General features: G+C 56.0%; 12 protein-coding genes. 4 read left to right on the forward strand and 8 right to left on the reverse strand.

The genetic code is table 11. The features are described from left to right. Window positions 1–4: 4 nt before the first annotated feature. The 4 genes from MOP44_RS04845 to MOP44_RS04860 all read right to left on the reverse strand — a co-directional run bounded on the left by MOP44_RS04845 (window position 5) and on the right by MOP44_RS04860 (window position 4,809). On the reverse strand, window positions 5–976 hold the full coding sequence (locus MOP44_RS04845) for a hypothetical protein (protein ID WP_260794784.1): 972 nt from the start codon (window positions 974–976) through the stop codon (window positions 5–7). A gap of 379 nt (window positions 977–1,355) precedes the next feature. Next, the gene (locus MOP44_RS04850; RefSeq protein WP_260794785.1) at window positions 1,356–3,518 is read right to left on the reverse strand and encodes a DNA methyltransferase; all 2,163 of its coding nucleotides are present in this window, start codon (window positions 3,516–3,518) and stop codon (window positions 1,356–1,358) included. Continuing rightward, on the reverse strand, window positions 3,515–4,339 hold the full coding sequence (locus MOP44_RS04855) for a hypothetical protein (RefSeq protein ID WP_260794786.1): 825 nt from the start codon (window positions 4,337–4,339) through the stop codon (window positions 3,515–3,517). Before MOP44_RS04855 ends, MOP44_RS04850 begins: the two co-directional genes overlap by 4 nt. Window positions 4,340–4,404: 65 nt before the next feature. Next, on the reverse strand, window positions 4,405–4,809 hold the full coding sequence (locus MOP44_RS04860; protein WP_260794787.1) for a hypothetical protein: 405 nt from the start codon (window positions 4,807–4,809) through the stop codon (window positions 4,405–4,407). Between the two features lie 692 nt (window positions 4,810–5,501). Between MOP44_RS04860 and MOP44_RS04865 the strand changes: the two genes are divergently transcribed. Further along, window positions 5,502–6,515 (forward strand): hypothetical protein, encoded by a 1,014-nt coding sequence (locus tag MOP44_RS04865; RefSeq protein WP_260794788.1) that lies wholly within the window; start codon window positions 5,502–5,504, stop codon window positions 6,513–6,515. Between the two features lie 8 nt (window positions 6,516–6,523). On the opposite strand, the gene MOP44_RS04870 is transcribed toward MOP44_RS04865, so the two are convergent. Together MOP44_RS04870 and MOP44_RS04875 are read right to left on the reverse strand one after the other, a co-directional pair. Next, window positions 6,524–7,582: a tyrosine-type recombinase/integrase gene (locus MOP44_RS04870; protein WP_260794789.1), complete on the reverse strand. Its 1,059-nt coding sequence runs from the start codon at window positions 7,580–7,582 to the stop codon at window positions 6,524–6,526. Then, window positions 7,563–8,429 carry a hypothetical protein gene (locus tag MOP44_RS04875; protein WP_260794790.1) on the reverse strand — a complete coding sequence of 289 codons (867 nt, stop codon included), beginning with the start codon at window positions 8,427–8,429 and terminating at the stop codon, window positions 7,563–7,565. The genes MOP44_RS04870 and MOP44_RS04875 overlap by 20 nt, the downstream gene beginning before the upstream one ends. Window positions 8,430–8,540: 111 nt before the next feature. On the opposite strand from MOP44_RS04875, the gene MOP44_RS28020 reads away from it, so the two are divergent. The 3 genes from MOP44_RS28020 (at window position 8,541) to MOP44_RS04885 (ending at window position 10,586) form a co-directional block, all read left to right on the forward strand. Beyond that, a complete protein-coding gene (locus MOP44_RS28020; RefSeq protein WP_390905473.1) occupies window positions 8,541–8,735 on the forward strand; it encodes a helix-turn-helix domain-containing protein in 195 nt (64 codons plus the stop codon). Between the two features lie 433 nt (window positions 8,736–9,168). Continuing rightward, the gene (locus MOP44_RS04880; RefSeq protein ID WP_260794791.1) at window positions 9,169–9,387 is read left to right on the forward strand and encodes a hypothetical protein; all 219 of its coding nucleotides are present in this window, start codon (window positions 9,169–9,171) and stop codon (window positions 9,385–9,387) included. 551 nt (window positions 9,388–9,938) lie between these two features. Beyond that, window positions 9,939–10,586, forward strand: coding sequence for an HAD family hydrolase (locus tag MOP44_RS04885; protein ID WP_260794792.1), 648 nt, complete (start codon window positions 9,939–9,941; stop codon window positions 10,584–10,586). 79 nt (window positions 10,587–10,665) lie between these two features. Here MOP44_RS04885 and MOP44_RS04890 read toward each other — a convergent pair whose 3' ends face one another. Beyond that, entirely contained in the window at window positions 10,666–12,363 is a 1,698-nt protein-coding gene (locus tag MOP44_RS04890; RefSeq protein WP_260794793.1) for a DNA polymerase/3'-5' exonuclease PolX, read from the reverse strand. Between the two features lie 218 nt (window positions 12,364–12,581). After that, a complete protein-coding gene (locus tag MOP44_RS04895) occupies window positions 12,582–12,914 on the reverse strand; it encodes a plasmid mobilization protein (protein ID WP_260794794.1) in 333 nt (110 codons plus the stop codon). Window positions 12,915–12,922 lie beyond the last annotated feature (8 nt).

The raw sequence follows: 12,922 nt of genomic DNA on the forward strand, positions 1-12,922 counted from the left end.
AAAACTAATCAGCCAATCTCACATTCACTTTGAATCGCCCCCTAGGTGCAGTCTTTTCGCTGCTCTTTGCTCTGTTGAATGGATCAGCTAATGTGAAGGGGGGCTCACTCCCGGTGTCTTCCTTGGTGCGATAGCAGTTGAAGATGCGCGAATTGACTTGCGTGCTGCTTGCTTCGGCTGCAGGTGCACGAACGACTGTTCTGTGCAAACGCCCCACGAATGATAGGCCACCCGCTTCCAACCCACTTGCAGTCGTCACAAGGGTAGGTTTCGTGATGAGCTCGGCAACTCGCAATGGGTTTGGAAACACAAGCATCGGTCGCACGCGGTCAAGGCCGTCTCCATAGGTGCCTAAGCCGATCTTCTTGGATCGAGTACCGACAATGGAAGAGTAGAATTCGAAGTCTTCATTGAGAAGATTACCGTCACACAACAACAGATTGATGATCTTGTACTGGTTTTCGCCAATTTGGGATTGGGTAACAAATAAATAAAAACCTCGCACCTGGAATGGGTGCTCAGTCAAGTCGTACACGGTGATTGTCCCGCAGGGAGGAGTGCTGTTGAAGTCCATTCCACTTCCGCGGGGTGGTTTCCGAATTCTTTTCTTGGTTTCATGGTCTTCAACCTCAAACTTCTTCACTTCAAGACCAACAATTCGAGACAGATCATTGCACAAAGAAGCCCTAGAAACGCCATCGCACAATGACGGTGCGAATACCAAAAGGTCTGGCGAGGTAAGCGGCTTCAGTTTACCGTTTTTGTCGACTGACTTCGAGACTTCGACGCATTTCGGTACGCGCTTACGAACCTCCTCTCTAACGAACTCATCGAACGGGTCGCCCTGCACGTACTTTTTATCGGCGAGTGCATAAGAGACCGCCTTGCCATTCTTATCGAAAAACGTGTCACGAAGCGCGCGGAAGGTCAGGGCTGTTAGGTCTGTCGATTCATCTATAGCCAGCGTTGCTGCCATGATCGACAACTACAGGAAATATTGTGATCGCGCCGTCGCGCTCCTCACGGAGACAAGTGTCTGGAATCACTGCGGGTCGACTCGAAAAGCAGTAACAGTGCGCTGTCAAGGCACTCACGCTGTCTGTTGCCACTGGTGCTCGAGGCCGAGCCGAACAGGCACGTGAGATCCAATACTGCGTGATCGTCAACCCGACTGTACCGATCGCACAACTGCACAGAGCCTAGATCAAGGAGATGTGAGACCGATCATGTGCAAACGAATCGAAGGTCGACCGGGCATGCAGGTCGGAATGCTCCTTAACCTCGGGATCGAATGATCGCGAGGTTTACGTCTTCAATCTATCGGGATTGCTCTCTCGAGGTTCATGCCTCAGACACTAGTGCTTCGAACGTGGAAACACCGACATCGTTCGTGGTTGTGCACGGAGCGCTCTGACCCCTTGCAGGCGCAAACGAACGAGCTCCAGTGCCGCATTGATCTGCTCGAATGTGAGCCTCTGGCTGCACGCGGAAATCAGCATCTGCGAGGCAGCAATAACGAAGCGATCAGCGTTTGAAATGTTCATTCCACCAGCGGAAAGCATCTTTGCGTAATGCTCGGTGGCATAAAGAACGTCATCATAACCAAGTTCTCGCGCCTTCGTCTCTCCGCTTTTGCGGCAGACTAGGATCGCATCCAGGCTGATCGGATCTTTCGCGGCATTCTTAGGGCTGGAGCCGCGCAACTCTGCATGTACGGGATGCGCGGCTACTACCTGCAATCCAGCGGCCGTGACAGCTTCGTAAATCGCCGCCCAGCCTTCCGCACGCGAATGATGAAAGCTAAAAGCCAGAACGCCGTCATCTTTGAGAACGCGGCGGCATTCGGTAAAAACCTTAGAGAGCTGGCGCGCAAACGTTCGTGGGTCTCTGTGCTGCACTTCACCGGCATCAGAGGAATTGCCCCGATCAAACCACGCGTAACGGCCCTTGAGCGCGGGAGATAGCCATGCAAAAAAGAAATCGCTCAGTTCGCTGTAGTGGACGAAATCAAAATAGGGCGGATCGGTGATCACTGCATCGACGGACGCATCAGGGAGGGGAAGCCGTGAACTGTCGCCGCTGAGGATGAGTGCGGCTTGCTTGGCTGAGTTCAATCCATCCCACGTCGTTACCTGAGGGACATGGATGGGATCGCTGCAGATAATCTTGCATGCCTTCTTTGAATTGCCGAACAACGCTTCATTCATTGCGATTTCAAAAGGCTCATCAAGGTAGCGCTTCGCGCGTAGGAGGCGAGATTCGAATAGTGAAAGAAACGTACCGCTACTCTTTTCTGTTCCCCACACCGAATTTTCCAGCGGCATTCGTTCCGGTTTGAGAATGTGGTTGGAAAACATATGGCGGACGGCTCCCGTCCCCTCGCCTTTGAAGCTGCAAAACAGGTTGTTGAATTCAAGATTGCTGGAGAAAAGACATAGCAGTTGTTCCTGAATGGCAGTGTTTTCGAGATGAAGGATTTCTTTCAACAGAAGCCCGTGGCAGAGGAGCTGGCGGGCGTTGAAGAAATCGCGCCAGTGAAGATAATTGTAGCCGCGCGCCTGATTCGTATTGTGGCCAGGGCGCACCCCAAGCGTAGGCAGGGGAAGCTGTTCGGACGCGAGGCGTCTCTCGGCCTCGCGATAGAGCGCTTCATCTTCAGGACCGACCTTGAGGTAGACCTTTTCTCCGGTGGGCCTGAGCGCCAACATGGCGTACATCCGGTGCCCCAAGGGGGAACCATCTTTGGGGATGAGATCTTTAACTCGGAATTTGCCGGTCGGCGTCATTATGTACTGGCCGGATGCCCTTCCCTCTTGGGGATTAAAGCTGCTCTTGCACTGCGGGCAAGCAAGCTTGGTGGCATCGTAGCGGTCTTCAATCAATTCCCAGCATTCCGGGCAGACGATTTGCGCCTTGGGTTTCTTCTTTGGATAAGCATCTTGAGAAAAGACGTACTTATCGAAAAGAGGCACGGTTTCACCATCTGGGGTCATGACCAGCTTCACCCAAAAGTAATACAGCACCGGAATCATCTTTCCGGTCAGCGGATCTCTGGTCCGATAGTAGTGGCGTATGTCCGCGCCGACCTGGCCCTCAAGTTGTGCGAATGCCGCGCGGAGATCGTCTTCCGGGACACGAGCGAGCGCCTGACGAACGAGGAATGTGCTTACAGGGTTGATGTCGGACCCGATGGCCTTGGCTCCAAGTTTGAGCGCTTCTCCGAGTGTCGTACCACTTCCCATGAACGGATCGAGTACAACTTTACCAGTCAGATGGTGACGCTCGTAAAACGCATCCCACACCGAGGCGCCACTCGGCCTGAGCGCTGCGATCGTGATGGCGCGAAACACCGATCCAAGCCGCGTCGCCCACCATTTGTGAATGTGGTAGAGCGGTCGATTAACTTCCTTACGCCAGCTCTCATGCTCGGCCACCTGGCTCACTTCCACTATCGGGAATCCGTGCTCCAGCGCGGTTGCTTCGTGGTCTAGCCCAGCGATTTTGAGGGGGTGGCTCATTCCTCTTCCATCTCCCTGACGGTTTCGAGGATTTCAGCACCCGACAGCATGGAAACGGGTTTGCCCGCCTGGGATTTGAGGCGATATGCGGTGAATCGGTGCTCGGTCCCTTTGCGGGAATTGGGGATCTTTTCGGCCTTCAGCGCATTGGTGCGCAAATCAAAGCTATATCCGACCACCAGCATGTCGGCTTCGATGCGTGTGAGCTGGCCGACCACCTGAAAACGATCATCTGTTTGGAATGCAGCTGGAAGGATCAGTGTCATGAGACCAGTCGTGCCCTGGGTCAACGCAAAGGGCGTAGGCGCGACATACATCTTGCGGTCGCGGATCATGATGTCGCCGTAGGTGCCGAAACCTTTTACGCTACGGTTCTTATGGACATATTCATGGTCAGCATTGAGGAAATCTCCGTGGCAGATGACGAGATCGACCACCGGATACTGTTTGCGACCGTTGCCCTGATCCTGGTAGGTTGACAGGTCTGCCGGATAGCGGCCAAACACGTAGAAAATCTGCCGTCCGTTGTGAAAGCCGGTCGGAACCTGGCTATTTGAATCGTAATCGCGTTCCCGTCCCGGCCACGCTAGACCCTTTATTTCGTAGCCTTCGGTGTATTCAACGAGGCAAAAATCCGGGTATGTGTTACGCCCTGAGCCCTCATAGTGAATGCCGAGCTTTTCAATGCGCTTCTGGAACCAGTTCTGGAAGTGAAATTCCTTGTCCTTGGCGCTTACAGACTCAATCAGGTCACCAGCTTGTACAGCCAGGGCGCACTGCTCGAAAACATCAAAACAGGTGGTGGATGGGTTTGCCTTCATCTGTTTTCAAGTTTCTCACTTTAGCCCCGTCGACAACAGACGAACCGCATAGACATTTTTGGACCTCAGTTCGGTTTCCCTTGTCGCCGTGTGCCGAACGGACGACCTCTTCCCACTGTCTCGGCCAGATCGTCGCGGGCCTCCGCAATCTCGGATTGTAGGTAGCCCTCCACAAAGGTTTCCTCGCCTTTGCGCACGGACCTGAGATGTGGGGTCCGACTCAAGATTTCGAATCCGAGCGCCTCGAGCTCGGAAAGTTTCGCCCAGCGGGGAATCTCAGGATCTGCGAGCGCGTGCGAGCGCACATTCCGCTCGATCAGGCGAGCTTCAGCTTCGCCAGTTTCGAATCCCTCGTACTCCTCGAAGAATTGTCGTGCCAAATGAGCTTGACTGGCAAAGACAAACCAATCTTCACTTGGATCGTCTGGAACGGTGATCCAATACAGGTGAACTGGCTTTTGGAACTCCATGGCATTCTCCAGATATTCGACATTCGAGTCGGCTGAAGGTTTTCTGGCTGTCCGGATTCTAAACCCCGGCCTGCTACATGGCGCATTGGGATGGCCTTCGAGGTTGTTCTCTGCGGTATTTCCCGATGCAGACTGCCCGATTAGGCGTATGATTGTCGCGGACAGTTGCGGAGCACTTAACGTGTTCGTTAATGTTGCTGGAATTCGTTACGATGCGTTCTGGCTCTCAGCAATGCGTTAAAGTTGCCCAATCTTATCGCCCTTTCACGGCGATAACACGGGTTCAAATCCCGTCGGGGACGCCAAATAGATTCAAGTGTTTACCCAAAGGCCCCTGACGCGGCGTTTTTGCTGCGGTAACGCTTCGGTAACGATAGCGAGCAAACTGGTTGGTTACGAATGAGGCGACCGATCGATCTTTTCGCTTCTCGCTCCATGGCTGCGGCGTCTAACGTGTATTGAGAGGTTTCGCAATGACTGCAGATCTGAAAAAGCTGACCGATTCGCTCCGAAGAGACACCCCGGAGAGGTCGCTGCGTCGCCAGCTCGAGATGCGGCGAGGCGAACTGCTGGAAGACCTGCGAAATGGAAGATCCTTTGAAATCCGTGACGTGGTGGGTCGAGTGTTGCGGATCACCCCGCCGCGTCGCACAACCGCCCGATAAGGTCCGTCCGCAAGTGAGGAGGCGGCATTGATCGCACTCCTCACTACCTATTTCATTCTTGCTTACATTTTGATTCCCGGAGTACTGTTCCGGGTCTTCGCCGGTTTCTTTGTCACCCTCCGCCTGTTTCAACTGACTAAGACTCAAGAGTTCACCCTCGGCGTCCTCGTTGCCCTGCTGCCGTTGGTTCTCGCAAACGTCTTTGTCTGGACCGTTCCGTTTGCCGAAGCATATCCATTTGCCTACACGTTCGGGACTACGAACGAGTACAAGCGAGACTATCGTCTGGCCGTCGGGATGGCCGTCGCTGAAGACCCCGCACACCTTCTCGAACCCGGCAAGGAACCAAAATCGGAATACGAACAAGCTGTCAGCAGAATTTGGCGGCGTCAGCTGAGGTTTCTCTCCTGGTATTTCTTATTCTCTGCCTCAGAGGGCGCGCTCTTCGGCTTTCTGACACGCAAGTACGGAGACTGGTCGGGGAAGAGCGCGCTTTACGACGTTCTAGCTCGCAAGGTTCTCCTGCCTAGGGTTTCGGAATGGCAGTTGCTGCTTACAGATTTCAGCTTTCCGAAGAAGCCGAAGCGGGACGTACTGGCTGACGTGTTATGCGGAGACATTCTCTATCGCGGTAAGGTAGGTGACTACTTCCTCGATGTGAATGGAAAACTCTCAGGGCTCCTTATGAAGGAGGTAGACCGATTCCGTCGAGAGGATTTCAAGGCAGCTTGCATAGAAGCGAAAGGAACCAACGAAAAGGTAGATGTTGAGAAGTTCTGGAGGGCGATTCCGGGCTCAAACTTCTATATACCAGCCGAAAATATTGTGAACTTGAACGTGCGGTTCCCCACAATAGACCCGTCGAAAGACGAAGAGTTTGAGTCGTTTTTGAAGGAACTTCTGAAATCCTCGGATGCGCCGGTGGGGACCACATTTTCCTTCGATTCACCAGATGTCTCTTCAGATCATCCGCCCGACCCTCCAAAAGACCCAGAGCAGCCAATCGACGACCCGGAGGGCGGCCCACCTCCACCGGACTAAAAAGCCCCTCAGTTTTCTCCAAAGGTTGAATCTAGGAGCTTCACTGCGTCAGACAGGTGCGCCGGCGACAGATGCTGATAGCGCGCCGCCATGCGTAGATCCTTGTGCCCCAGGAGCACGGCGACCGTGTGAATGTCCGCGCCCTTCATTCGCATCCAGCTGGCAGCCGTGTGGCGAAGGTCATGGAACCGGAAATCGTGGACCTCGGCAGACCGGCACGCTCGCAGAAAGCATAGTGACACGTTCTCAGGAGTGATGCTTTCGCCGCGGAAGATGCGATCGGTAGGCTTGGCGTCGCGCGGTACCGGAGCCGATGATAGGGCCTGTTGTGCGAGCTCGTTCAGGTAGACGATGCGGCCCTCGCCGTTCTTCGTCTGAGGCAGCATGAGCCTTGAGTTCTTCACGTCGACGTCCAGCCAACGCAGCCCCAGAATCTCGCCGCGGCGCATGCCTGTGCTCACAGCGAGGCCAGCGATCGGCCGTAGCCACTCCGGGCAGGCCTTAAGCACGGCGCGGAGTTCCCCGGGCTGGAGGTAGCGAACGCGGCCGGCGGGCGCCTTGGGTGACTTCACCCCATGGGCGGGGTTCGCTGGGATGAGTTCCCACTCTACAGCGAGCGCCATGAGGTGCTTCAGCACGTTGAGTTCTTTTGTCACCGATGCCGCGGACACTTCGCCGATGCGCTCTGTCACATACCGCTGCACGTCCACGCGCCGGATGCTGGCGAGCTTCGTATTGTCGCCGAAGAATGGCTTGAGGTGCGCTTCCAGGATACCTTCCTCGCGCGTGTAGGCCGCCGGTGTGAGCCGGGCCTTCTGATGCTTCAGGTAGCGCTTAGCGACCGCAGAGAGGGACTCCGCAGATGGCGGCGCATAGCCAAGAGTGAGGATCTTCTCTACGCGAGCTTTCTCCGCGTTCAGTAGACTGCGGGCCTGCTGCAGCGTGTGCGCCTCTAGCTTCCGCTGGCGCCGCTTTCCGCTAGCGTCAATCCATGATCCCCACCAGGTTCCCGGCCGGTCCTTGCGCTGGTAGACACCGTCACGATCCTTAATCTTTCCTCGTGGCATAACGATTCTCCTTCGAACGGCAGGCGGTGGAGTTGGATCCATCGCCCAGAGCGTGCGCCATTTGCTCAATCTGAGCTAGGTTTCGAGTCACCCAATTCCGCTTGATACGTTCATGTAAGGCGAGAGCATGGTTGGCTCGACCCGCGATCCAGAGCGCCTTTTCGGCTCTTGCCGGCAATCCGCTGCAGATAGCCCTCGCTGCAGCATTCAATCTGCGCATCTGCATTAGCTCTCGGGATTTCTTGACCGAAGTCGCCGCAGCTGCAGTCTTGCGACAGGCGCTGCAATGCCATCCCCGGACATATTCTCTTCGCGGCGATCGAATGATCTGATAAGTTCTGCAATGCGCACAACGCATGAGACGGAAGATCCATTCGGACCTGAAAAACTCGATGAATAGGCGGATTGCGGCTTGCGCAGGAACTTGGTCCCCGCTCTTAACCTCAAACCCTTCCGCAGCAAAGCTAATGTCGATCCCGCCCCGTGGTCGAACGTGAAGCCGGGGGGGATGAACCTGCTGGTATCGCTCGATGGAGCGAATCGCTAGAGATGTGGAAACGCCAACTGAACGATCGTCAAGCATCAGACCATCCGGAAGGAATCTCTCATAGGGGTGTTCCGTTCCATGTTCATCGAATCCGCTATCGATCCACTCATCCACTAAGGATCCAAGTTGCGGGCGCTGCACTGCGATGGCCTCCAAATTCGTCAACGCGATATAGTCCGCGAGTTCCGCGGTGACATCTTCGCTGAGACCCCCTACCCTGCCTGTCAGCGCGCGCGCAATGTCCATTGAAACTTCGGCATTCAGAATCCTAGATACCGCAATCGCTCTTTCCTGCTGCACAAAAATACGTTAGTACAAATCACGCTAAGATTACAAACATATTTATCAGCACTCACAAGTTGATCCGCGCTCATATATATACAGGCAATTTGCCAACAGGAGAGGATTCAAATGGTGGATCACACGGAACCGAAGCTACTTAGCGTCCAAGCCTTTGCGAAGTCGGTCGGGCTGAGCCCCTGGACCGTTCGCCAATACGCCTATAGCGGGAAAGTGTCCAGCGTGAAGCTGGGCCGACGATTGATGATCCCTGTCCTCGAACTGGATCGAATCATTCGCGAGAATCTTCGCCCTGCCCGTCCATAGGTGCGATCTCATGACGGTGATGGTTCCAAAATTCTTCGGGATGCCGCAGGACTTCATACGCTTGGGCAAAGCGAGGGCTTTATCGGGATTCGCCGTGAAGCTCTATAACGCCCTTTGGGAGCAGTCAGAAAGGTACTCCAGCCGCGAACTCAAGCGCACCATCCGCGAACTCACAAAGTTGATCGGGGGATCGCCAAACTCGCACAGAAAGGCTCGCGAGGAACTCGTGCGCGCAGGGCTAATTCAGGCCGAACCGTTTGGATCTGAGGGGATGGTGTATGTGCTGTGCGACCCTTCCACTGGACATCCTTGGCCGGGATCGCCTAAGGAGCGAATCCCGTATAAGCCTTTTCAAGAGGCGGCCAGCCCTGTCTCAACCGGTGCAGGAACGGCCGCGAGACCGAAGGTCACGAGAGTAGCAACCAGTTCGGAAATGGCTGGCACTGCTTTTCCGTATGGTGCTAATGTCATCGATCGCGCGCAGACACCTGAAGTCGCAGCAAAGAAGGATCTAGATCCTTTCGGCCTCGATCCTCTGCCGGATGCGAATGCGCCGTGGAAGAGGGGCGCCAGACCTCTTATCGGCTCTCCAACCGGTGCCACCAACACCGAGATATCGGAGCGGACCATTGATCTGAAATGGGACTTCTGAAGAGTAGCCATGGTTGCCGTCTGCTCAGTTTCTGACGGTGCCCCCCTCAAAGTCTGCGGTACCCATGTGAGTTTTTGCACGGGGTAGCGCAGAAATTGCGCCTCCAGTTATTGCAAGCGTCTGATGTGCCGGGACTTTCTAGACGCTCGCGCATTCCTAAAAACCGATTCCTAATAAGAAGGATTCCTAATTAGGTGCTTACCAGGCGGATTCTGCTCGCCAGGGAATGCTTGCGTATGACGAGCTGTGCGAGTGAAATGGGGGGAGGGGGGGACCGAAACGAGGCGTCTCTGACATTATCGCCTTCTTAAAAGAAAGGGTGCTACAGGAGGTCCCTAGAAGGGTCTCTGAGGCGAAAAGCGATAGCGCATAAATAGGCACCTTTCTCCTCACGCTCTTCCCCTCATGCACGACGGCCGCAGATGTTCGGAACGCTAGTTGCTACGCCTAAATTCACATCCATCCCTGCCCTTCTCTAGGAGCCCAGGACCTGTCACGGTAGGTCCTTCAAAGTCGAAGCGCCAAGGAGAGCATTAGGCTTATGGAGACTCGTGGCCACTGCGATTAAATGCACCGCGCCCCAGGCTCTCATATTCGACTTCGATGGCGTGCTCGCTGATACCGAGACCCTCTATTGGCGTGCATGGTGCGAACTACTGAAGCCGTGCAATGTCGAGTTCACATGGGCAGACTATTGCCGCATTGGGCGCGGGATCCGAGAAGAAAGAATGCTCGAATCTCTTGCCCTGATGGTTTCCGACACCGACGCAATGCACGGGATCAGGCAACGCGTTCCCGAGGCCAGGGAAATGGTGCGCCGCTGGAAGCTCGCTGAGCTACCGATCACTGAAGCCACCATCGACCTGCTGAAATCGCTCGCCGGCTGGATCCTCGGCCTGGTCACCAGTTCCGATCGCAGCGACGTCGAGCCCCTGCTGCTCAGGGCCGGTATCGCCCATTGTTTCACTGCCTGCGTATTCGGAGATGAGACCACGACACACAAACCCGATCCGGCACCCTATCTCATGATGCGCGAGAAGCTCGGAGTCAGCGACGGAGTGGTCTTCGAAGACTCTGACGCAGGATTCGAGAGCGCTGCGGCCGCCGGCTTCGACGTAATTCGTGTCGAGACTCCGGGTCAACTGCCCGCACTCGTCCGCAAACTGCTCAAGTGGGAATGCACGGAGCAAGCAGGATGAAATCACCACACGCGTTCGCCATCATCGCTGCCGCCTTCGCAATGGGAATCCGGGTAAGCCTCGTTCCGCTGGCGCATTCTTATCGTCGCTGCTTCAGCAGTTTCAGCAACGCGTCGAGCGGCCGGCAGTTGAGGACGTCACGCTTTTGGAGGCCAGCGCGACGCGCTTGCTCGAGGCCATAACGTATCGTGCGAAACTCGCCCGTGCTGTGCGAATCCGTGGAAATTGCGATGTCGATGTCAGCGGCATGCGCAAGCCTTGCGTTTTCAGCCGATAGGTCAAGACGGTCTGGGCTCGAGTTCAGCTCGAAAAAGCAGTTCAGGCTTTTCGCATGCCGGATGATGCGTTCGAAGTCCAGCTCATATCCGGGGCGCTTCAGCAACAGGCGTCCCGTAGCGTGCCCAAGGATCGTGAAGTAGCGATTGTCCATTGCGCGCAGGATGCGTTGCGTCTGCTGTTCGCGATTCATTGCAAAGCGCGAGTGGATCGAGCAGACGGTGTAGTCGAGCTCGCGCAAAACATCATCGGGTAAATCGAGAGTGCCATCAGCGAGGATGTCCACTTCCGCGGACTTGAGGACGCGGAAGCCTGAGAGGCGCAGGTTGAGTTTGTCAATCTTTCGGATCTGTACGCGGAGGTTCTCGACGGACTGCCCGTTGGCAATCTTCAGGCTGGGTGAGTGGTCTGTGATTCCGATGTATTCATAGCCGAGCTCCCGGGCAGTGCGTGCCATCTCCTCGACTGAATCGGCCCCGTCGCTGGCTATGGTGTGCGTGTGCAGGTCCCCGCGAATATCCTGCTCTGCGATGAGTTGCGGCAACGTTCCTCGGCGCGATCGGGCAACCTCATCCAAGCCTTCGCGTAGTTCGGGAGGAATGAACTGCATCTCGAAATGCTTGTAGAAGTCCTCTTCGCGACGGAAGGATTTCGCCGCACCGTCCCAAATGCTGCCGGTGACGCGGCTCAGCTTGCGCAGATGGGCATCCGAGCCGGTGGCGCGGATGAGCGCATATCCCCAATCCTTCTTCGTTGCGCGTTCGAGGCACAGCAGCGGGCCTGATGGAAGGCTGTAGGTGGCCGTCGTTGCCGTCGAGTCGATCAGGCGCAGGCGGCCACCGTAGGTCTTCATGGTTTCGACGACAGCGCTGAAATTCCTTGTCTGGACGAGGAAGTCGAGACGAGTGATGATCTCGACCCGCCGGCGGTAATCGCCGACGGGCTCGGCATGGTCAGCGCCCGTACGGTTGAGCAGGAATGTCCCGATCGTATCGCACAGTTGATGTGCGTGATATAGCAGGATGGACTCGATCTCCGTCAGTCCATGGCGCACGTGCTGAGCCATGCGCGGGCCAAAAGTGTGCTCGATCTTGCCTGACTCGAGGGCGGAGCGTAAATGGTCGATTCTCGAGATCCCAAGCTTTTTGTAGACGCGAAGCACTCGCACCGGATCGAGCCGCGGATGGGCGCTCAGCTCCACCAACTCCGGGGTTGCGGTGGACCGAAGCTTCTCCAGGCTCGTGAGGGTACCGGTCTCGACGATCTCGCGAATAGCTTTGCTGATGGCTTCGCCAATGCCGGCGTAAACACGCAGGTCGTCATTATTCCGGACTAGTTCGTCCACGCTTTCGCCTAAGCCTCGGACCAGGGCGGCTGCCCGGCGGTAAGCCCGGATTTTGTAAGGATTTGCCTTTTCGATGGTGAGCATCTGCGCGACCGAGGACAGGCGGTCTGCGATTTCCGCATTACTGAGCGTTCCGGATTCCGCGGTTTGGCTCACGCTTCATTGGATGCGGCTAGGAGTCGAACCTCGCCTGGCCGCCCTGTGGCTAAGCCAGTCTCAGGTACGAAGGAGTATCCGTTGCCGAGACTTAGTTAAAGTGATCAAAGGTGCCTATGGCGGGCATGAACCAGTTTCGGCGGGATCTGTGAACAACAACCAGTATTGCAGCGCCGTGCATCTCTCCGGCGTGGACGCCATAATCAAGGTTATGGTCTCTATACCTCCAGTCGGGCAATGAGCCCGCGTCGGCGGTGGTAATCCGGGTTGCGTGCCGATCGATCAGCTTCTTGCTTAACCTCCTCAGGGATCGGGTTCCCTTCGCCCACTTTCAGCATGAAGTTCAGAAGGATCGTCCGCATGGCCAGGACCTCGGCCAGGATCGCCCGCTCCGCTGCCAGCGTCCCCATCTCGACCGACGAGCCCAGCAGCACATCGCGCACCCATTCGGACAGGGTCAACCCGGCTCGCTCCGCCCGCGACTCCAGCACCCGCAGCTCCGCCTCCGAGACTTTGGTCCCGACAGACTTCGACCGCAGCTCGCGCTTCATCGCGCACC

The organism is Occallatibacter riparius (genome assembly GCF_025264625.1).
GTDB classification, from domain to species: Bacteria; Acidobacteriota; Terriglobia; order Terriglobales; family Acidobacteriaceae; genus Telmatobacter; species Telmatobacter riparius.

Coding starts and splice junctions, on each gene's coding strand:
- MOP44_RS04845 (WP_260794784.1), bottom strand. CDS start 976: ATGGCAGCAACGCTGGCTATAGATGAATCGACAGACCTAACAGCCCTG.
- MOP44_RS04850 (WP_260794785.1), bottom strand. CDS start 3,518: ATGAGCCACCCCCTCAAAATCGCTGGGCTAGACCACGAAGCAACCGCG.
- MOP44_RS04855 (WP_260794786.1), bottom strand. CDS start 4,339: ATGAAGGCAAACCCATCCACCACCTGTTTTGATGTTTTCGAGCAGTGC.
- MOP44_RS04860 (WP_260794787.1), bottom strand. CDS start 4,809: ATGGAGTTCCAAAAGCCAGTTCACCTGTATTGGATCACCGTTCCAGAC.
- MOP44_RS04870 (WP_260794789.1), bottom strand. CDS start 7,582: ATGCCACGAGGAAAGATTAAGGATCGTGACGGTGTCTACCAGCGCAAG.
- MOP44_RS28020 (WP_390905473.1), top strand. CDS start 8,541: ATGGTGGATCACACGGAACCGAAGCTACTTAGCGTCCAAGCCTTTGCG.
- MOP44_RS04880 (WP_260794791.1), top strand. CDS start 9,169: ATGGCTGGCACTGCTTTTCCGTATGGTGCTAATGTCATCGATCGCGCG.
- MOP44_RS04895 (WP_260794794.1), bottom strand. CDS start 12,914: ATGAAGCGCGAGCTGCGGTCGAAGTCTGTCGGGACCAAAGTCTCGGAG.